This is a genomic window from Pseudomonas sp. Pf153 (genome assembly GCF_001269775.1).
Lineage (GTDB): Bacteria > Pseudomonadota > Gammaproteobacteria > Pseudomonadales > Pseudomonadaceae > Aquipseudomonas > Aquipseudomonas uvaldensis.
Window position 1 is genome coordinate 156,100 of sequence record NZ_LHVL01000018.1, and the last position, 19,161, is coordinate 175,260.

The window sequence follows — 19,161 nt, forward strand, 5'->3', positions numbered from 1 at the left end:
GGTATATCAGACACCTTCACTACAACTGACGTACCGCTTTCGCGAGCAAGCCGCCCTCGCAGGGGATGTGATTAATGCTTCCTTGCGCAAAAAGTGATCATACAACCACGTTGCGCTATGATGATGCGCATTCAGCCGCCTGCCCGAGACACAGACTCATGGAAAACCCGATCGACGTCCCACGACTTCCCCGCAAGCGCCGCAGCCTGGCGCAGGAGCTGGTGACGGTGCTGTCCGAGCAGATTCGCGACGGCGTGCTCAAGCGCGGCGATAAACTGCCCACCGAGTCGGCGATCATGGAGGCCCACGGCGTCAGCCGCACGGTGGTGCGCGAGGCGATTTCCCGCTTGCAGGCGGCAGGGCAGGTGGAAACCCGCCACGGCATCGGCACGTTCGTGCTGGACACACCCAGCCCGAGCGGATTCAGGATCGACCCGGCCACGGTGGTCACATTGCGCGATGTGCTGGCGATCCTGGAGTTGCGCATCAGCCTGGAGGTGGAATCGGCCGGCCTCGCGGCCCAACGCCGCACCGACGAGCAACTGGCGACCATGCGCGCCGCCCTCGACGCGTTGAACGAAAGCGCGACCCACGCCACCGACGCTGTGGCCTCGGACTTCGCCTTCCACCTGGAAATCGCCCTGTCCACCGGCAACCGCTATTTCACCGACATCATGACCCACCTGGGCACCAGCATCATCCCGCGTACTCGGGTGAATTCGGCGCGCCTGGCCCACGATGACCAGCAGCACTACATGGACCGCCTGAGCCGCGAGCACGAGGAAATCTATGAGGCCATCGCCCGCCAGGACTCCGACGCCGCCCGTGCGGCGATGCGCCTGCACCTGACCAACAGCCGCGAGCGGCTGCGCCAGGCTCATGAGGAGGCCCAGGCACAGGGCTGAAACGCATCAGTGTTCCTGTGGCGAGGGATCTTGCTCCCGCTTGAGTTTGATCGTTTCCACTCCCGCGTGGGCACGGCGCCTGGGATGCTCCGCGTTCCGCTTCTGGAAGGTGACGCAGAGCGTCACGGGAGGCATGCCCACGCGGAGCGTGGGAACGATCAAAATGAGGGGCTACTTCGCGCCCCAACGGGAGCAAGCTCCCTCGCCACATAAAACATCCCTCGCCGAAGAAAACGGTGTTCGGTTTTCATCTGTTTGCCTGTTTGACAAATCGCAGCGCCAGCCCTACGCGCTGATCCGCAACATTTGCGGCTCGGATGTATCGGGATCCCCGCTCTCGTAGCTAACCTCATAACGAAGCTCAACCAATTGGCCGACATAAGCTGCCAAGTCGGTATTGGTTAGCGTCATTGTCACATCCTTGCGTGGCGTACCTTCCTCGCCGTCGGTCAGAGGTGTAAACGCGCCTACCGGAGTAGGAGGCGTCGAGCCGACGCCCAGAGTCAGTCGGGCGTTCGAGTACTGGTCGAAAGCTGCATCCGGAATTTTCACGGTTAACGTCTTTGTCTTTGCCAAGCTGATCGTGACTTCCCCAGTGGCCGGAAAATCCTTGAGCATCGGTTTCGCATACGTCTTCGCCATGATGTCACTCCTTGTGAGGCGGCCTTGATCGTTGCGTACGGGCGACTCACTTTAAAGATTTCAGAAAAGGACCACAGCCGGGCGTCGCACGGCCACACTGCCGTTATGCCTCCTTCCCGCAATCTCGCCTACTGACAGAGTTGACAGTCTTGATGAGCGGTCCAGGGGCTTCGCTCTCAAGTTTCATTGGCTCTCCAATTTCGCGGATGGCCCGATTTACAAGGCTTAGCGACTAACCTCCATGCCCACGCACCTGACAAAAGACGAAATACAGTTGACGTCTACATTTTAAGTTGTACGATGACCTACAACTTCTGGCCGAAGCTTAACCTCACACACACACATTTGCGTCCCAGGGTGTTCGAATAATGAATCCACAAGAACTGAAGTCCATCCTCTCGTCTGGCCTGCTGTCGTTCCCGGTCACCGATTTCACTGCCCAAGGCGATTTCAATCGCGACAGCTACATCAAGCGCCTCGAGTGGCTGGCCCCGTACGGCGCCTCTGCGCTGTTCGCAGCGGGTGGCACCGGCGAATTCTTCTCCCTGGCCGCCAGTGAGTACTCCCAAGTCATCAAGACTGCGGTCGATACCTGCGCCAGCAGCGTGCCAATCCTCGCCGGTGTCGGCGGTGCGACCCGCCAGGCCATTGAATACGCCCAGGAAGCCGAGCGTCTGGGTGCCAAGGGTCTGCTGTTGCTGCCGCACTACCTGACCGAAGCCAGCCAGGACGGTGTTGCCGCCCACGTTGAAGCCGTGTGCAAGTCGGTGAAGATCGGCGTAGTGGTGTACAACCGCAACGTTTGCCGCCTGAACGCGGTTCAGCTGGAACAACTGGCCGAGCGTTGCCCGAACCTGATCGGCTACAAGGATGGTCTGGGCGACATCGAACTGATGGTATCGATCCGTCGTCGCCTCGGCGATCGTTTCAGCTACCTGGGTGGCCTGCCGACCGCTGAAGTCTATGCCGCGGCCTACAAGGCCCTGGGTGTGCCGGTCTACTCCTCGGCGGTGTTCAACTTCATCCCGAAAACCGCGATGGACTTCTACAACGCCATTGCCCGCGACGACCACGCCACCGTCGGCAAAATCATCGACGACTTCTTCCTGCCTTACCTGGATATCCGTAATCGCAAAGCCGGTTATGCCGTGAGCATCGTCAAGGCCGGTGCGAAGATCGTCGGCTACGACGCGGGCCCTGTGCGCACGCCGCTGACCGACCTGCTGCCGGAAGAATACGAAGCCCTGGCCGCGCTGATCGACAAGCAAGGCAAGCAATAACAGACCCGACGAGGCCGCTGAGCAATCAGCGGCTTTTTACGTAAGGCTTGATCGTTCCCATGCTCTGCGTGGGAATGCAGCCAGGGACGCTCGGCGTTCCTAGACAGCTTTTGTAAAAGGAGTAGCTCCGTGACTGATGCAAAGCGTTTCGATAACTACATCAACGGTGAGTGGGTAGCCGGTGCCGACTATTGCACCAACATCAACCCATCTGACTTGTCCGATGTCATCGGTGAATACGCCAAGGCTGACGCAGCTCAAGTCAATGCCGCCATCGAAGCTGCCCGTGCTGCGTTCCCGGCCTGGTCGACTTCGGGCATACAGGCCCGTCACGATGCGCTGGATAAAGTCGGCAGCGAGATCCTCGCCCGTCGCGAAGAGCTCGGTCAACTGCTGGCCCGGGAAGAGGGCAAGACCCTGCCCGAAGCCATCGGCGAAGTGACCCGCGCCGGCAACATTTTCAAGTTCTTCGCCGGTGAATGCCTGCGTCTTTCCGGTGACTACGTGCCGTCGGTGCGTCCGGGCGTCAACGTCGAAGTCACCCGTGAAGCCCTCGGCGTGGTCGGCCTGATCACCCCATGGAATTTCCCGATTGCTATCCCCGCATGGAAAATCGCCCCGGCCCTGGCCTACGGCAACTGCGTGGTGATCAAGCCCGCCGAGCTGGTACCGGGTTGCGCCTGGGCCCTGGCGGAAATCATTTCCCGCGCCGGTTTCCCGGCCGGTGCGTTCAACCTGGTGATGGGCAGCGGTCGTGTGGTCGGTGACATCCTGGTCAACAGCCCGAAAGTCGACGGCATCAGCTTCACCGGGTCCGTGGGCGTGGGCCGGCAGATCGCCGTCAGCTGCGTGTCGCGCCAGGCCAAGGTGCAGTTGGAAATGGGCGGCAAGAACCCGCAGATCATCCTCGACGATGCCGACCTCAAGCAGGCCGTCGAACTGGCGGTGCAGAGTGCGTTCTACTCTACCGGCCAGCGTTGCACGGCTTCGAGTCGCCTGATTGTGACCGCCGGCATCCACGACAAATTCGTCGCGGCCATGGCCGAGCGCATGCAGTCGATCAAGGTCGGCCACGCATTGAGGGCCGGTACCGACATCGGCCCGGTCGTCTCCGAAGCCCAGCTCAGCCAGGACCTGAAATACATCGACATCGGTCAGAGCGAAGGTGCTCGGCTGGTCAGCGGTGGTGGTCTGGTGACCTGCGACACCGAAGGTTACTTCCTGGCGCCGACGCTGTTCAGCGATAGCGAAGCCTCGATGCGCATCAGCCGTGAAGAGATCTTCGGCCCGGTCGCCAACGTGGTGCGCGTGGCGGACTACGAGGCGGCGCTGGCGATGGCCAACGACACCGAGTTCGGTCTGTCGGCCGGTATTGCCACCACCTCCTTGAAGTACGCCAACCACTTCAAGCGCCATTCCCAGGCGGGCATGGTAATGGTCAACCTGCCGACCGCCGGCGTGGATTACCACGTGCCGTTCGGCGGGCGCAAAGGTTCGTCCTATGGTTCGCGTGAGCAAGGTCGCTACGCACAAGAGTTTTACACCGTGGTGAAAACCGCCTACATCGGTTCGTAAACGCAACACCGGCCGGGCTGGTGATCCAGCCCCGGTCGTACAATCTGCTGACCCGCATAAAAATAAATAGTGGGAGTACTGTTACATGCAAGCGACCAAGCCGACGCACGTCCGCTACTTGATCCTGCTCATGCTGTTTGTGGTGACAACGATCAACTATGCCGACCGCGCCACCATCGCCATCGCAGGCTCCAGCCTGCAAAAAGACCTCGGCATCGACGCGGTCACCCTCGGTTACATCTTCTCCGCCTTCGGCTGGGCCTACGTGGCCGGGCAGATTCCTGGCGGCTGGCTGCTCGACCGTTTCGGGTCGAAAAAAATCTATGCCCTGAGCATTTTCACCTGGTCGCTGTTCACCGTGCTGCAAGGCTATGTGGGTGAGTTCGGCCTGTCCACCGCCGTGGTAGCGCTGTTCATGCTGCGCTTTCTGGTGGGGTTGGCCGAAGCGCCGTCCTTCCCGGGTAACGCACGTATCGTCGCCGCCTGGTTCCCGACCGCAGAACGCGGCACCGCCTCGGCGATCTTCAACTCGGCGCAGTATTTCGCCACCGTGCTGTTCGCGCCGCTGATGGGCTGGATCGTCTATCGCTTCGGCTGGCAGCATGTGTTCATCGTGATGGGCGTGATCGGCATCGTGTTCTCGCTGATCTGGCTGAAGGTGATCTACAGCCCGCGCCAACACCCGATGATCAACGAGGCCGAGTTCAATCACATCGCCGCCAACGGTGCGATGGTCGACATGGACCAGGACAAAGGCAAGGAAAAGAAAGCCGACGGTCCGAAGTGGGATTACATCCGCCAACTGCTGACCAACCGCATGATGCTGGGCGTATACCTGGGCCAGTACTGCATCAACGGTATCACCTACTTCTTCCTGACCTGGTTCCCGGTGTACCTGGTGCAGGAGCGCGGCATGACTATCCTCAAGGCCGGTTTCATCGCCTCCTTGCCGGCCATCTGCGGGTTCATCGGTGGTGTGCTGGGCGGGGTGATTTCCGATTACCTGCTGCGCAAGGGCCACTCGCTGACCTTCGCCCGCAAAGCGCCAATCATTGGCGGCCTGCTGGTGTCCAGCAGCATCGTGGCGTGCAACTACGTGGACATCGAATGGATGGTGGTGGGCTTCATGGCCCTGGCCTTCTTCGGTAAGGGCGTGGGTGCGCTGGGCTGGGCCGTGGTGTCCGACACCTCGCCAAAACAGATCGCCGGCCTGAGCGGTGGCCTGTTCAACACCTTCGGCAACCTGGCCTCGATCACTACCCCGATCGTCATCGGCTACATCATCAGCTCCACTGGTTCGTTCAAATGGGCCTTGGTGTTCGTCGGCTGCAACGCGCTGATGGCGGTGTTCAGCTACCTGGTTATCGTCGGGCCGATCAAGCGTGTCGTGCTCAAGGAACCCACGGCCAAGGATGCCGGTATCACCAGTCTGTCTGAAGCCAAATCCTGAAGGAGCGGCAACAATGCAATTGATTGAACATGCCGACTCGCCCCGTTACATCCGCCTGCACGAGCGGGACAACGTGGTGATCGTCGTCAACGACCAGGGCGTACCGGCCGGGACCGAGTTCCCGGATGGCCTGGTCACCGTGGACTTTGTGCCCCAGAGCCACAAGGTCACGTTGCAGGACATTCCCGAGGGCGGCGAGGTCATTCGCTATGGTCAGGTCATTGGCTATGCGTTGCAGCCGATCCCCCGTGGCAGCTGGGTCAAGGAAGACCAGCTGCGCATGCCGACCGCGCCGCCGCTGGACAGCTTGCCGCTGTCCACCGACGTGCCGGCGGCCGATGCGCCGCTGGAGGGCTACACCTTCGAAGGCTACCGCAACGCCGACGGCACCGTCGGTACGCGCAATATCCTGGGCATCACCACGACGGTGCAGTGTGTAACCGGCGTTCTGGACCATGCCGTCAAGCGCATCAAGGACGAGTTGCTGCCCAAGTACCCGAACGTCGATGACGTGGTGGCGCTGACCCACAGCTACGGCTGTGGCGTAGCGATCACCGCGACCGATGCGTACATCCCGATCCGCACCGTGCGCAACCTGGCGCGCAACCCGAACCTGGGCGGCGAAGCCCTGGTGATCAGCCTGGGCTGTGAGAAATTGCAGGCCGGGCAGGTGATGCACGACAACGATAGCTCGGTGGACCTCAGTGAGCCGTGGTTGTATCGCTTGCAGGATTCCAGCCACGGCTTCACCGAAATGATCGAGCAGATCATGGAACTGGCCGAGACTCGCTTGAAGAAGCTCGACCAGCGCCGTCGCGAAACCGTGCCGGCCTCGGAGCTGATCCTGGGCATGCAGTGCGGCGGCAGCGATGCGTTTTCCGGCATCACCGCCAACCCCGCGCTGGGCTATGCCTCGGACCTGCTGCTGCGTGCCGGGGCGACGGTGATGTTTTCCGAAGTCACTGAAGTGCGCGATGCGATCTACCTGCTGACCTCCCGGGCGCAGACCCAGGAAGTTGCTCAAGAGCTGGTGCGGGAAATGGACTGGTACGACCGTTACCTGGCCAAGGGCGAGGCCGACCGCAGTGCCAACACCACGCCGGGGAACAAGAAGGGCGGGTTGTCGAACATCGTCGAGAAATCCCTGGGTTCGATCGTCAAGTCCGGCAGCAGCGCGATCAACGGCGTGCTCGGCCCGGGCGAGCGCTTCAAGCAAAAGGGCCTGATCTTCTGCGCCACGCCGGCCAGCGATTTCGTCTGCGGCACCTTGCAGTTGGCAGCAGGGATGAACCTGCACGTGTTCACCACCGGTCGCGGCACGCCGTACGGTTTGGCGATGGCACCGGTGGTGAAGGTCTCGACCCGTACCGAACTGGCCCAGCGCTGGCCGGACCTGATCGACATCGACGCCGGTCGGATCGCTACGGGGCGGGCGACGATCGAAGAGTTGGGTTGGGAGCTGTTCCACTACTACTTGGATGTGGCCAGCGGCAAGAAGAAGACCTGGGCCGAACAGCACAAGCTGTTCAACGACATCACCCTGTTCAACCCGGCGCCGATTACCTGAGCCGGCGGCGAGCGCAGATGTTGCGCTCGCCCATAATCCAATGTGGGAGCGGGCTTGCTCGCGAAAGCGGTGTGTCATTCAACACATGCATCGGATGACATACCGCATTCGCGAGCAAGCCCGCTCCCACAGGAATCACCAGACGCCAGTGCCGTAAGTGGCTTATCATTAGCTACCTAACGACACCCTCTCCAAAGGTCCCCGGCATGCTGGCCATTTTCCTCGAAACCCTGAACATCACCGCGCCGGTGTTTGCCATGCTGTTTCTGGGGGTGTTGCTCAAGCGCGTCTACTGGATCAACGATAACTTCATCCATATCGCCTCGTCGCTGGTGTTCAACGTCACCATGCCGGCGCTGCTGTTCCTGGGGATCTTGCACGCCGATCTGCACGCCGCATTACAGCCGGACCTGTTGATCTATTTTTCCATTGCGACCCTGGTGAGTTTCGCCATGGCCTGGGGCTGGGCGATCTGGCGTTGTCCGCGTCAGGATCGCGGCATCTACACCCAGGGCGCGTTTCGCGGCAACAACGGCGTGATCGGCCTGGCGCTGGCGGCGAGCATGTATGGCGACTATGGGATTTCCCTGGGCGCGATCCTCGCGGCGCTGGTGATCCTGTTCTACAACACCCTGTCGACCATCGTGCTGGCGGTCTACAGCCCGGTGATCAAGTCCGACCCTTGGAGCATCTGCAAAAGCGTGATCAGCAATCCGCTGATCATCAGCGTGATCGCCGCTGCACCGTTCGCCTACTGGCAGATTGGCCTGCCGAACTGGCTCGAGACCTCGGGCAAGTACCTGGCGCAGATGACCTTGCCCCTGGCGTTGATCTGTATCGGCGGCACGCTGTCTCTGGCAGCCCTGCGCAAGAGCGGCAAGATGGCCCTGAGTTCCAGCCTGGTGAAGATGGTCGGCCTGCCGTTGATCACCACGCTTGGCGCCTGGCTCTGGGGCTTTCGCGGGGCGGAACTGGGGATTCTGTTCCTGTACTTCGGCAGCCCCACCGCAGCCGCCAGCTTCGTCATGGCCCGGGCTGCCGATGGCAACCACGAACTGGCGGCGGCGATCATCGTCATCACCACGTTGATGGCGGCGATCACCACCAACCTTGGGATCTTTGTGTTGCAGTGGGGTGGGTGGATCTAAGGTCAGGGTTTGTGGTGACCTTCAGGCCCAACCGCGAGCAGGCTCGCTCCCACCGTGGGTCAGTGTTGAACACGAATTTTGTGTACGCCATCAATCTGCTGTGGGAGCGAGCCTGCTCGCGATAGCGGTCTTTCAGTCACTCAGGTTTCTGGTAGCTATCGATCACTTCCTGCGCCGCCCGAAACGCATCGATCGCCGCCGGCACCCCGGCATACACTGCGCAATGCAGCAGCGCCTCGCGAATCTCCTCCACCGTGCAGCCATTGTTCAACGCGCCGCGCACGTGACCCTTGAGTTCCTGCGGGCATTTGAGGGCGGTGAGGGCGGCTAGGGTGATCAGGCTGCGGGTCTTCAGCGGCAGACCTTCGCGGCTCCAGACGCTGCCCCAGGCGTGTTCATTGACGAAGTCTTGCAGCGGCTGGGTGAATTCGGTGGCGTTGCCCAGGGCGCGGTCGACAAAGGCGTCGCCCATCACCTGGCGACGCATGTCCAGGCCGGTCTTTGGAATATCGGTCATGGCAAATCCCTCTTGTGGTGTTGGCGGCGCCAGGCGCGCACGGAAGTGAACAGCAGGAAGGCGAGCAGGGCTGGCAGCACGTAGAACAGCATCAGCCGTTCCAGCTGGCCGGCCAGTGGCATGCCCGTGGTGAACGACACCACATGCAGCCCATAAGCCAGGTACAGGCCCAGCAACAGCAGCCCTTCGGCGCGGGTGACGCGGTAGCCGGAATAGAACACCGGCAGGCACAGCACGGCCACGCCGAGCATCACCGGCAAGTCGAAATCCAAGGCGTTGGGGGAGACCGACAGTGGCGAGGGCGCCACCAGGGCGGTCACTCCCAGGACGCCCAGCAGATTGAACAGGTTGCTGCCGATCACGTTGCCTACCGCAATGTCACGTTGGCCACGCAGCGCGGCGATCAGGGACGTGGCGAGTTCCGGTAGTGATGTGCTGACGGCGACGATGGTCAAGCCAATGATGCGTTCCGATAGCCCGAGATCGGTGGCCACTTCCACGGCAGCGCCTAGTAACAGATGGCCGGCGAATATCAACATGGCCAACCCCAGCACGATCATCGAAAGGCTCTTGAACCAGGATGCCTGTGTGACTTCGATCACCGCATGGGGACGACCCGAGTGGCGCGACTGGCGCAGCAGCAGACCCAGGTAGACCGCCAGGGCCATCAACAGCAGCACGCCGTCCAGCCGTGTCAGTGCCTCATTCCATGCCAGCACGAACACCAGCAGGCTGGCGCCGATCATCAGCGGAATGTCCAGGCGCACCAACTGGCGCGAAACGCGCAGTGGGATGATCAGGGCCGACAGTCCCAGCGTGACGAGAATGTTGAAAATGCCGCTGCCGATTACGCTGCCCACAGCGATGTCGGCGTTCTGAGCCAGGGTCGCCTGCAGGCTGACGGCCATTTGCGGCGCGCTGCTGCCGAAGGCGACGACACTCAGGCCGATGATCAGTGGTCGCACCTGCAGGCGTGCGGCCAGGCCAACGGCAGCCCGCACCAAAAGCTCGGCGCCAGCGATCAGTAGCAGCAGCGCACCGAATAATTCGATCAGGCTGAACAGTGGCAAGGCTGACAATAGAGAAATGGCCTGGGCTCCGTCTATCAGTCGTCGAGGGCCTGCACGCGCACCCGGGCAGTGCCGCTACGCAACATACCCAGTTGTTTGGCTGCCGCTTGCGATACGTCGATCAGGCGACCGCGGGTATACGGACCACGGTCGTTGATGCGCACCACAACACTGTCGTTGTTGCCCAGGTTGGTGATCTTTACCCGTGTGCCGAACGGCAACTGGCGATGGGCGGCAGTCAGGCTGTGCTGGTCGAAACGCTCGCCGCTGGCGGTGCGCTTGCCATGATGGCGGGAACCATAATACGAGGCAACGCCGGTCTGGTCGTAGCCGTGTGGATCGACCGTCCCGCTCTGGCTGGCGCAGCCGGCCAGCAGGGACAGCAGGGCGCAGGCGCCAAGGAGACGCTTCATCTGGAAGTTTCCGAATATAAATATGGAGGCGAGCCTGTGGGAGCAAAGCTTGCTCGCGATAAACGATAACGCGATCTTCTGACGGATCGAGGCGTTTTCATCGCGAGCAAGCTTTGCTCCCACCGAGGCGCTCCCACAAGGGAGAGTGGAGCCAGGTCGAACATCTGGCTCCATGACAATCAGCCCTCGAGCTTGCTTTTCAGCAGTTCGTTGACCTGTTGCGGGTTGGCCTTGCCCTTGGAGGCTTTCATGGCCTGGCCGACGAAGAAGCCGAACATCTTGCCGCGCTTGGCTTCGTCTGCCGCACGGTACTGTTCGACCTGCTCGGCGTTGGCCGCGAGCATTTCATCGAGCACGGCGCTGATCGCCCCGGTGTCGGTGACCTGCTTCAAGCCGCGCTTCTCGATGATCTCGTCGGCGCTGCCTTCGCCATTGGCCATGGCTTCGAAGACCATCTTGGCGATCTTGCCGGAGATGGTGTTGTCCTTGATCCGCAGCAGCATGCCGCCCAGTTGTTCGGCCGACACCGGCGACTCTTCGATCTCCAGGCCTTGCTTGTTCAGCAAGCTGCCCAACTCGACCATCACCCAGTTGGCCGCCAGCTTGGCATCGCCGCCGATGCTCACGACTTTTTCGAAGTAATCGGCCTGTTCGCGGCTGGTGGCCAGGACGTTGGCGTCATAGCTCGACAGGCCGAACTGGGCCTGGAAGCGCTCGCGTTTCTGCGGCGGCAGTTCAGGCAGGGTGGCGCGCACGTCATTGAGGAACGAATCCTCGATGACCACCGGCAGCAGGTCCGGGTCGGGGAAGTAACGGTAGTCGTTGGCCTCTTCCTTGCTGCGCATCGGACGGGTCTCGTCCTTGTTCGGGTCGTACAGGCGGGTCTGCTGGATGACCTTGCCGCCGTCTTCGATCAGTTCGATCTGGCGCTGGATCTCGCTGTTGATCGCTTTCTCGATGAAGCGGAACGAGTTGACGTTCTTGATCTCGCAGCGCGTACCGAACTCAGCCTGGCCCTTGGGCCGGACCGATACGTTGCAGTCGCAGCGCAACGAGCCTTCGGCCATGTTGCCGTCGCAGATGCCCAGGTAACGCACCAGCGCGTGGATTGCCTTGACGTAGGCCACGGCTTCCTTGGCGCTGCGCATGTCCGGTTCGGAGACGATTTCCAGCAGTGGCGTGCCGGCGCGGTTCAGGTCGATGCCGGTGGCGCCGCTGAATTCCTCGTGCAGGCTCTTGCCGGCGTCTTCCTCCAGGTGCGCCCGGGTAATACCGACGCGCTTGACCGTGCCGTCTTCCAGGGCGATGTCCAGGTGGCCCTTGCCGACGATCGGCAATTCCATCTGGCTGATCTGGTAGCCCTTCGGCAGGTCCGGATAGAAGTAGTTCTTGCGGGCAAACACGTTGTGCTGGCCGATCTCGGCGTCAATCGCCAGGCCGAACATCACCGCCATGCGCACTGCTTCGGCGTTGAGCACCGGCAGTACGCCGGGCATGCCCAGGTCGACCAGGCTGGCCTGGGTGTTGGGCTCGGAACCGAACGTGGTGGCGCTGCCGGAAAAGATTTTCGACCGGGTGGTGAGCTGGGTGTGAATCTCCAGCCCGATCACGACTTCCCATTGCATGTGTGTCTCCTCAGAAGCCGGTTGGGGTGCGGGTGTGCCAGTCGGTATTGAGCTGGTACTGATGCGCCACATTGAGTAGGCGGCCTTCCTGGAAATACGGCGCGAGCAACTGCACGCCCACCGGCAGGCCATCGACGAAACCGGCCGGCATGGACAGGCCCGGCAAACCGGCGAGGTTGGCGGTGATGGTGTAGACGTCTTCCAGGTACTCGGCGATCGGGTCACTGTTCTTGGCGCCGAGTTTCCAGGCCGGGTTTGGCGTGGTCGGGCCGAGGATGATGTCGACCTCGTTGAAGGCGGCCATGAAATCGTTCTTCACCAGGCGGCGGATCTTCTGGGCCTTGAGGTAGTAGGCATCGTAGTAGCCGGCGGACAGCGCATAGGTGCCGACCATGATCCGGCGCTGCACTTCGGCGCCGAAGCCTTCGCCACGGGAGCGCTTGTACAGGTCTACCAGGTTCTGCGGGTTCTCGCAGCGGTAGCCGAAGCGCACGCCGTCGAAACGCGACAGGTTGGAGGAGGCTTCAGCCGGGGCGATCACGTAGTACGCCGGAATCGCGTGCTGCATGTTTGGCAGGCTGATTTGCTTGATGATCGCGCCGAGCTTTTCCAGTTCCTTGATGCTGTTCTGGACCAGATCGGCGATGCGTGGGTCGAGGCCGGCGCCGAAGTACTCTTTTGGCACGCCGATGCGCAGGCCCTGCAACGAGTCGTTGAGGCTGGCGCTGTAGTCCGGCACCGGTTCGTCGATGCTGGTGGAGTCGTTCGGGTCGAAGCCGGCCATGCCTTGCAGCAGGATCGCGCAGTCTTCGGCGGTGCGGGCCAGTGGACCGCCCTGGTCGAGGCTGGAGGCGTAGGCGATCATGCCCCAGCGCGATACGCGGCCGTAGGTGGGCTTGAGGCCGGTGAGGTTGGTGAACGCCGCCGGTTGGCGGATCGAGCCGCCGGTGTCGGTGGCGGTAGCGGCTGGCAGCAATCGCGCGGCCACGGCCGCGGCGGAACCGCCGGACGAGCCGCCCGGCACGTGTGCCAGGTTCCATGGGTTCTTCACGGCGCCGTAGTGGCTCGACTCGTTGGCCGAGCCCATGGCGAATTCGTCCATGTTGGTCTTGCCCAGGGTTACGGTCCCGGCGGCAGCCAGCTTGGCGACCACGGTAGCGTCGTACGGGGCCTTGAAGTTGTCGAGCATCTTCGAGCCGCAGCTGGTGCGGATGCCCTGGGTGCAGAACAGGTCCTTGTGGGCAATCGGCGCGCCGAGCAGGGCGCCGGTTTCACCGTTGGCGCGACGGGCGTCGGCGGCCTTGGCCTGGCTCATGGCCAGTTCTTCGGTGAGGCTGATGAAACTGTTGAGCTGCGGGTCGAGCTGGGCGATGCGCGCCAGCAGAGTCTTGGTCAGCTCTTCGGAAGAAAACTTTTTATCGGCGAGTCCGCGGGCGATCTCGGCCAGGGTCATGTGATGCATGAGAGGCTCTTTCCCTTTAGTCGATGACTTTCGGAACCAGGTACAGGCCGTTTTCGACCGCGGGTGCGATGGATTGGTAGGCCTCGCGGTTATTCGGCTCGGTCACGACGTCTGCGCGCAGGCGCTGGCTGGCTTCCAGTGGGTGGGCCAGGGGTTCGATACCGTCGGTATTGACCGCCTGCATCTCGTCGACCAGCCCCAGAATGCTGTTCAGGGCAGAAGTGATGTGTGGAAGATCGGCTTCATTGAGGCCCAGGCAGGCCAGATGAGCGATTTTTTCCACGTCGGAGCGTTCAAGCGCCATGGGATTCTCCAGTGGAAAACAAAACGGACGCAGTCTGTCCGTGTGTTAGATTGTCGGAACACTACCGCATTTCTACGGTCCAGTGCCGTGTATCACAAATACTGTTCGAAACAGGGCATTGGCCGCGATTGTAGGGTTTGGTGCACAGAAAAGCGGCCAATTTAACATATTGGCGCCTTGCCCAAAATCCCTGTCGTTGTTAGAGTTTGCCGCACTTTTTTACCCACGCGTTGCCTAGGGTCCCTTTCCCATGTTCAAGAAACTGCGTGGCATGTTTTCCAGCGATCTTTCCATTGACCTGGGCACTGCCAACACCCTTATTTACGTGCGCGAGCGCGGTATCGTCCTGAATGAACCCTCGGTCGTGGCCATCCGCACCCACGGCAACCAGAAAAGTGTCGTGGCTGTCGGTACGGAAGCCAAGCGCATGCTGGGCCGTACGCCGGGCAACATCGCGGCCATTCGCCCGATGAAAGACGGTGTGATCGCCGACTTCAGCGTCTGCGAAAAGATGCTGCAGTACTTCATCAACAAAGTTCACGAAAACAGCTTTCTGCAGCCCAGCCCACGCGTGCTGATCTGCGTTCCATGCAAGTCCACCCAGGTGGAGCGTCGCGCCATCCGTGAATCGGCCCTCGGCGCCGGTGCCCGCGAAGTGTTCCTGATCGAAGAGCCCATGGCAGCCGCCATCGGTGCCGGCTTGCCGGTAGAAGAAGCCCGTGGCTCGATGGTCGTCGACATCGGTGGTGGTACCACCGAAATCGCCCTGATCTCCCTCAACGGTGTGGTCTATGCCGAATCCGTGCGTGTGGGCGGCGACCGTTTCGACGAAGCGATCATCACCTACGTACGCCGCAACTACGGCAGCCTGATCGGCGAATCCACCGCCGAGCGCATCAAGCAGGAAATCGGCACCGCCTACCCGGGCGGCGAAGTACGTGAAGTCGATGTGCGCGGTCGCAATCTGGCCGAAGGCGTTCCACGTGCATTCACCCTGAACTCCAACGAAGTGCTGGAGGCTCTGCAAGAGTCCCTGGCTACTATCGTCCAGGCTGTGAAAAGTGCCCTGGAACAATCGCCGCCGGAACTGGCTTCCGACATCGCCGAGCGCGGCCTGGTGCTGACCGGTGGTGGTGCGTTGTTGCGCGACCTCGACAAACTGCTGGCCCAGGAAACCGGGCTGCCAGTGATCGTTGCCGAAGACCCGCTGACCTGTGTTGCCCGCGGCGGTGGCCGTGCATTGGAAATGATGGACAAGCACACCATGGACCTGCTCTCCAGCGAATAATCGCCGGATTTGCATTACATGGGTGAGCGCACAGGCAGCACTTTGCAGTGCTGCCTGTTGGCGTTTATCTTCTGTCATTCGTAGCCAGGCCGGTTCGATACCGTATGAATAAAGAGAACATCTGCCTGGGAGGAGCGGCCTATTAAACCGCTTTTTGCCAAAGGCCCCTCGCTGGGTGTGCGCCTGCTGGTGCTGGCCGTGCTATCGGTTGCGCTGATGGTGGTCGATGCCCGTTTCACGCTGCTCAAGCCTCTGCGCAGCCAGATGTCGCTGGTCCTTATGGAGTCCTACTGGATCACCGACCTGCCGCAGCGGTTGTGGCAAGGTGTGGCCAGCCAGTTCGGCAGCCGGACCGAGCTGGTCGCCGAAAACGAGAAACTCAAGACTGAAAACCTGCTGCTGCAGGGGCGCATGCAGAAGCTGGCGGCCCTGACCGAGCAGAATGTGCGCCTGCGCGAGTTGCTCAATTCTTCGGCGCTGGTCAACGAAAAGGTCGAAGTGGCCGAGCTCATCGGCATGGACCCCAACCCCTTCACCCATCGAATCATCATCAACAAGGGGGAGCGCGACGGCGTGGTCCTTGGCCAGCCGGTGCTCGATGCCCGAGGCCTGATGGGCCAGGTGGTGGAGTTGATGCCGTACACCTCTCGTGTGCTGTTGCTGACCGACACCACCCACAGCATTCCCGTGCAAGTGAACCGCAACGGCTTGCGGGCGATTGCCAGCGGTACCGGCAACCCGGAGCGCCTGGAACTGCGGCACGTGGCTGATACTGCCGATATCAAGGAGGGCGACCTGCTGGTCAGCTCCGGCCTTGGCCAGCGATTCCCGGCCGGTTACCCCGTGGCGACGGTCAAGGAAGTCATTCATGACTCCGGCCAGCCATTCGCCATCGTCCGCGCGGTGCCAACGGCTGCCCTGAACCGCAGCCGATACCTGCTATTGGTATTCAGCGATAACCGTACGCCGGAAGAGCGCGCCAATGATGCCGCTGTCGCCCAGGAGGCGCAGGATCGGCAGGGGGGCGAAGCGACAGCGCACGGCACTTCGGCCCCGGCACCGGCCACGACTCCGACCCCCTCGGTGCCACCGACCGCACCAGCCCCGGCAACGGCGCCGGCTACCGCTCCCGCACCTGCTGCGACACCTGCCAGGCCGGCAGCTCACGCACCGGCGACCCGTCCTGCGCCCAAGCCACCTGCCGCCACGCCAGCCACCAGGGGAGCACGAGAAGAATGAGCAGTACTCAATCCGGTAACGGCTGGATGGTCTGGCTGACTTTCGCCCTGGGCCTGTTGCTCAGTATCTCGCCACTGCCGCAGTTCATGGAGATCCTGCGTCCACTGTGGCTGGCCCTGCTGCTGGCCTTCTGGGCACTGGCGCTGCCGCACAAGGTGGGCATGGTCACCGCCTGGTGCCTGGGGCTGGCCGAGGACGTGCTTTATGGCACGTTGCTGGGCCAGAACGCACTGATCCTGACCTTGATCACCTTCCTGGTGCTGTCGCTGCAGCAACGCCTGCGCATGTTCCCGATGTGGCAGCAATGCCTGGTGATCCTGGTGATCTTCGGCCTCGCCCAGCTGGTGCAATTGTGGCTCAGTGCGTTAACGGGCAATCGCCAGCCCACCCTGGCGATGGTGCTGCCCGCCCTGGTCAGTGCCTTGCTCTGGCCCTGGGTCAGCTTCGCTTTGCGCGGTCTGCGCCTGCGTTTCAAGATCAACTGATCCGTTCGGGCATGTAAGAGGGAAGTGTCTTGATGAAACCGCTTTACCTCGCCTCAGGCTCACCGCGTCGACGTGAGCTGCTCACCCAGATTGGTGTGGCCTTTACGACTGTCGGCGCCGACATTGACGAAACTCCCCTGGACCACGAAAGCCCATCGGCCTACGTCGAGCGCCTGGCGCGCGGCAAGGCCGCGGCTGGGCGACGTGCTTTGAAAGTCAGTACGGATGGCTGCGTATTGGGGGCCGACACGGCCGTGGTGCTGGACGGGCGGATCCTTGGCAAGCCGCTGGACCAGGCGGACTCCGTGGCAATGCTCATGGCATTGTCCGGTCGCGATCACGAAGTGTTGACCGCCATTGCCGTGCTGGATGGGCAACGCTGCGAGTCCCGGGTCGTGCGCAGTCGGGTGCGCTTTCGCGCCATCACCGAGCAGGAGGCGCTTGCCTACTGGGCCAGCGGCGAGCCTCGGGACAAGGCCGGCAGCTATGGCATCCAGGGGCTGGGCGCGGTGTTCGTTACCGGGCTCGAGGGCAGCTATTCTGCGGTGGTCGGCCTGCCGCTGTGTGAAACGGCAGAATTGTTGGGCCATTTCGGCATACCCTGTTGGCAAACCTTGAGCGCGCAATGAGCGCCGTCTGACCTGATGCGGCCATTATCGTGAACATGCCTGAACGAGACCCTGCCATGAGTGAAGAGATCCTGATCAACATCACGCCGATGGAGTCGCGCGTGGCGGTGGTTGAAAACGGTGTGTTGCAAGAAGTGCATGTCGAGCGCACGCAGAAGCGCGGCATCGTCGGCAATATCTACAAGGGCAAGGTGGTGCGGGTGTTGCCGGGCATGCAGGCGGCGTTCGTGGATATCGGCCTGGACCGCGCAGCGTTCATCCATGCCTCGGAAATCTCCATGCGCGAAGGCCCGGCCGTGGAGAGCATCGGCGCCCTGGTTCATGAAGGCCAGAGCCTGGTGGTGCAGGTGACCAAGGACCCCATCGGTTCCAAGGGCGCACGGCTTACCACGCAACTGTCCATTCCGTCGCGTTACCTGGTGTACATGCCACGCACCGCCCACGTCGGCATCTCGCTGAAAATCGAGGACGAAGCCGAGCGCGAACGCCTTAAGCAGGTGGTCAGCGATTGCGTGGAGAAGGAAGGCATCAAGGAAGCCGGTGGCTTTATCCTGCGCACTGCCGCCGAAGGGGCCGGGGCCGATGAGATCCTCATGGATATCCGCTACCTGCGCAGACTCTGGGACCAGATCGCCGCCCAGATCAAGACCATTGCCACGCCCAGCGTGATTTACGAGGACCTGGGCCTGGCGCTGCGCACGCTGCGGGACCTGGTCAGCCCCAAGATCGAGAAAATCCGCATCGACTCCCGGGAAACCTTCCAGAAGACCACCCAGTTCGTAGCCGAGTTGATGCCGGAAATTGCCGACCGCCTAGAGCATTATCCCGGCGAGCGGCCGATTTTCGATCTGTACGGCGTCGAGGACGAGATCCAGAAGGCCCTGGAGCGCAAGGTGCCGCTCAAGTCCGGTGGCTACCTGGTGGTCGATCCGGCCGAAGCCATGAGCACCATCGACGTCAACACCGGGGCGTTCGTCGGTCATCGCAACCTCGAAGAAACCATCTTCAAGACCAATCTGGAAGCGGCCACCGCCATTGCCCGCCAATTGCGCCTGCGCAACCTGGGCGGGATCATCATCATCGACTTCATCGACATGGAGGATGAGGAGCATCAGCGGCAGGTACTCAGGACGCTGGAGAAGCAGCTCGAGCGCGACCACGCCAAGACCAACATCATCGGCATCACCGAGTTGGGCCTGGTGCAGATGACCCGCAAGCGCACCCGCGAAAGCCTCGAGCAGGTGCTGTGCGAGCCGTGCAGCGCCTGCCAGGGGCGGGGCAAGCTGAAGACCCCGGAAACCGTGTGTTACGAAATCTTCAGGGAAATTCTCCGGGAGGCGCGCGCCTACCAGGCCACTGGCTATAGAGTGTTGGCGAACCAGAAAGTGGTGGACCGCCTGCTCGATGAGGAGTCGGGTAATGTCGCGGAACTGGAGGCTTTTATCGGGCGTACGATTCGCTTCCAGGTCGAAACCATGTATTCCCAGGAACAATACGACGTTGTGCTGCTCTGACGTGGCTCCTGAAACAGCGATCTCGCTGACGTGAACACCATTGCCAGG

18 protein-coding genes are annotated in these 19,161 nt (G+C 61.8%); 11 read left to right on the plus strand and 7 right to left on the minus strand.

Annotated elements, in window-relative coordinates:
- The first annotated feature begins 158 nt into the window (after positions 1-158).
- Positions 159-905 (plus strand): FadR/GntR family transcriptional regulator, encoded by a 747-nt coding sequence (locus AD666_RS12765; protein WP_053152221.1) that lies wholly within the window; start codon positions 159-161, stop codon positions 903-905.
- Between the two features lie 285 nt (positions 906-1,190).
- On the opposite strand, the gene AD666_RS12770 is transcribed toward AD666_RS12765, so the two are convergent.
- The gene (locus tag AD666_RS12770; RefSeq protein ID WP_053152224.1) at positions 1,191-1,547 is read right to left on the minus strand and encodes a hypothetical protein; all 357 of its coding nucleotides are present in this window, start codon (positions 1,545-1,547) and stop codon (positions 1,191-1,193) included.
- A gap of 368 nt (positions 1,548-1,915) precedes the next feature.
- Here AD666_RS12770 and kdgD point away from each other — a divergent pair, with 368 nt between their 5' ends.
- The 5 genes from kdgD (at position 1,916) to AD666_RS12795 (ending at position 8,567) form a co-directional block, all read left to right on the plus strand.
- Positions 1,916-2,827, plus strand: coding sequence for a 5-dehydro-4-deoxyglucarate dehydratase (kdgD, locus tag AD666_RS12775; RefSeq protein ID WP_053152226.1), 912 nt, complete (start codon positions 1,916-1,918; stop codon positions 2,825-2,827).
- A 129-nt stretch (positions 2,828-2,956) separates the two neighbouring features.
- On the plus strand, positions 2,957-4,402 hold the full coding sequence (locus tag AD666_RS12780; RefSeq protein ID WP_053152228.1) for an aldehyde dehydrogenase family protein: 1,446 nt from the start codon (positions 2,957-2,959) through the stop codon (positions 4,400-4,402).
- A gap of 85 nt (positions 4,403-4,487) precedes the next feature.
- Entirely contained in the window at positions 4,488-5,852 is a 1,365-nt protein-coding gene (locus AD666_RS12785) for an MFS transporter (protein WP_053152230.1), read from the plus strand.
- 13 nt (positions 5,853-5,865) lie between these two features.
- The gene (gene garD / locus AD666_RS12790) at positions 5,866-7,419 is read left to right on the plus strand and encodes a galactarate dehydratase (RefSeq protein WP_053152232.1); all 1,554 of its coding nucleotides are present in this window, start codon (positions 5,866-5,868) and stop codon (positions 7,417-7,419) included.
- 206 nt (positions 7,420-7,625) lie between these two features.
- Positions 7,626-8,567: an AEC family transporter gene (locus AD666_RS12795; protein ID WP_053152234.1), complete on the plus strand. Its 942-nt coding sequence runs from the start codon at positions 7,626-7,628 to the stop codon at positions 8,565-8,567.
- A 136-nt stretch (positions 8,568-8,703) separates the two neighbouring features.
- Here AD666_RS12795 and AD666_RS12800 read toward each other — a convergent pair whose 3' ends face one another.
- From AD666_RS12800 to gatC, 6 genes are all read right to left on the minus strand, one after another.
- Complete coding sequence (locus AD666_RS12800) at positions 8,704-9,084, minus strand: carboxymuconolactone decarboxylase family protein (protein WP_053152236.1); 381 nt, start codon at positions 9,082-9,084, stop codon at positions 8,704-8,706.
- Positions 9,081-10,139 (minus strand): calcium/sodium antiporter, encoded by a 1,059-nt coding sequence (locus AD666_RS12805; protein WP_053153223.1) that lies wholly within the window; start codon positions 10,137-10,139, stop codon positions 9,081-9,083. The genes AD666_RS12800 and AD666_RS12805 overlap by 4 nt, the downstream gene beginning before the upstream one ends.
- 50 nt (positions 10,140-10,189) lie before the next feature.
- Positions 10,190-10,567, minus strand: coding sequence for a septal ring lytic transglycosylase RlpA family protein (locus tag AD666_RS12810; RefSeq protein ID WP_053152238.1), 378 nt, complete (start codon positions 10,565-10,567; stop codon positions 10,190-10,192).
- Between the two features lie 179 nt (positions 10,568-10,746).
- A complete protein-coding gene (gene gatB, locus AD666_RS12815; protein ID WP_053152240.1) occupies positions 10,747-12,192 on the minus strand; it encodes an Asp-tRNA(Asn)/Glu-tRNA(Gln) amidotransferase subunit GatB in 1,446 nt (481 codons plus the stop codon).
- Positions 12,193-12,202: 10 nt separating this feature from the next.
- Positions 12,203-13,654 carry an Asp-tRNA(Asn)/Glu-tRNA(Gln) amidotransferase subunit GatA gene (gene gatA / locus AD666_RS12820; RefSeq protein ID WP_053152242.1) on the minus strand — a complete coding sequence of 484 codons (1,452 nt, stop codon included), beginning with the start codon at positions 13,652-13,654 and terminating at the stop codon, positions 12,203-12,205.
- 16 nt (positions 13,655-13,670) lie between these two features.
- A complete protein-coding gene (gene gatC / locus AD666_RS12825; protein ID WP_053152244.1) occupies positions 13,671-13,958 on the minus strand; it encodes an Asp-tRNA(Asn)/Glu-tRNA(Gln) amidotransferase subunit GatC in 288 nt (95 codons plus the stop codon).
- A 250-nt stretch (positions 13,959-14,208) separates the two neighbouring features.
- Here gatC and mreB point away from each other — a divergent pair, with 250 nt between their 5' ends.
- The 5 genes from mreB to rng all read left to right on the plus strand — a co-directional run bounded on the left by mreB (position 14,209) and on the right by rng (position 19,113).
- Entirely contained in the window at positions 14,209-15,246 is a 1,038-nt protein-coding gene (mreB, locus tag AD666_RS12830) for a rod shape-determining protein MreB (protein ID WP_002555108.1), read from the plus strand.
- Positions 15,247-15,417: 171 nt separating this feature from the next.
- Positions 15,418-16,485, plus strand: coding sequence for a rod shape-determining protein MreC (gene mreC / locus AD666_RS12835; RefSeq protein WP_371259592.1), 1,068 nt, complete (start codon positions 15,418-15,420; stop codon positions 16,483-16,485).
- The gene (mreD, locus tag AD666_RS12840; RefSeq protein ID WP_053152248.1) at positions 16,482-16,970 is read left to right on the plus strand and encodes a rod shape-determining protein MreD; all 489 of its coding nucleotides are present in this window, start codon (positions 16,482-16,484) and stop codon (positions 16,968-16,970) included. Before mreC ends, mreD begins: the two co-directional genes overlap by 4 nt.
- A 32-nt stretch (positions 16,971-17,002) precedes the next feature.
- A complete protein-coding gene (locus tag AD666_RS12845; RefSeq protein WP_053152250.1) occupies positions 17,003-17,599 on the plus strand; it encodes a nucleoside triphosphate pyrophosphatase in 597 nt (198 codons plus the stop codon).
- Between the two features lie 56 nt (positions 17,600-17,655).
- On the plus strand, positions 17,656-19,113 hold the full coding sequence (rng, locus tag AD666_RS12850) for a ribonuclease G (RefSeq protein WP_041024433.1): 1,458 nt from the start codon (positions 17,656-17,658) through the stop codon (positions 19,111-19,113).
- Positions 19,114-19,161: the final 48 nt, after the last annotated feature.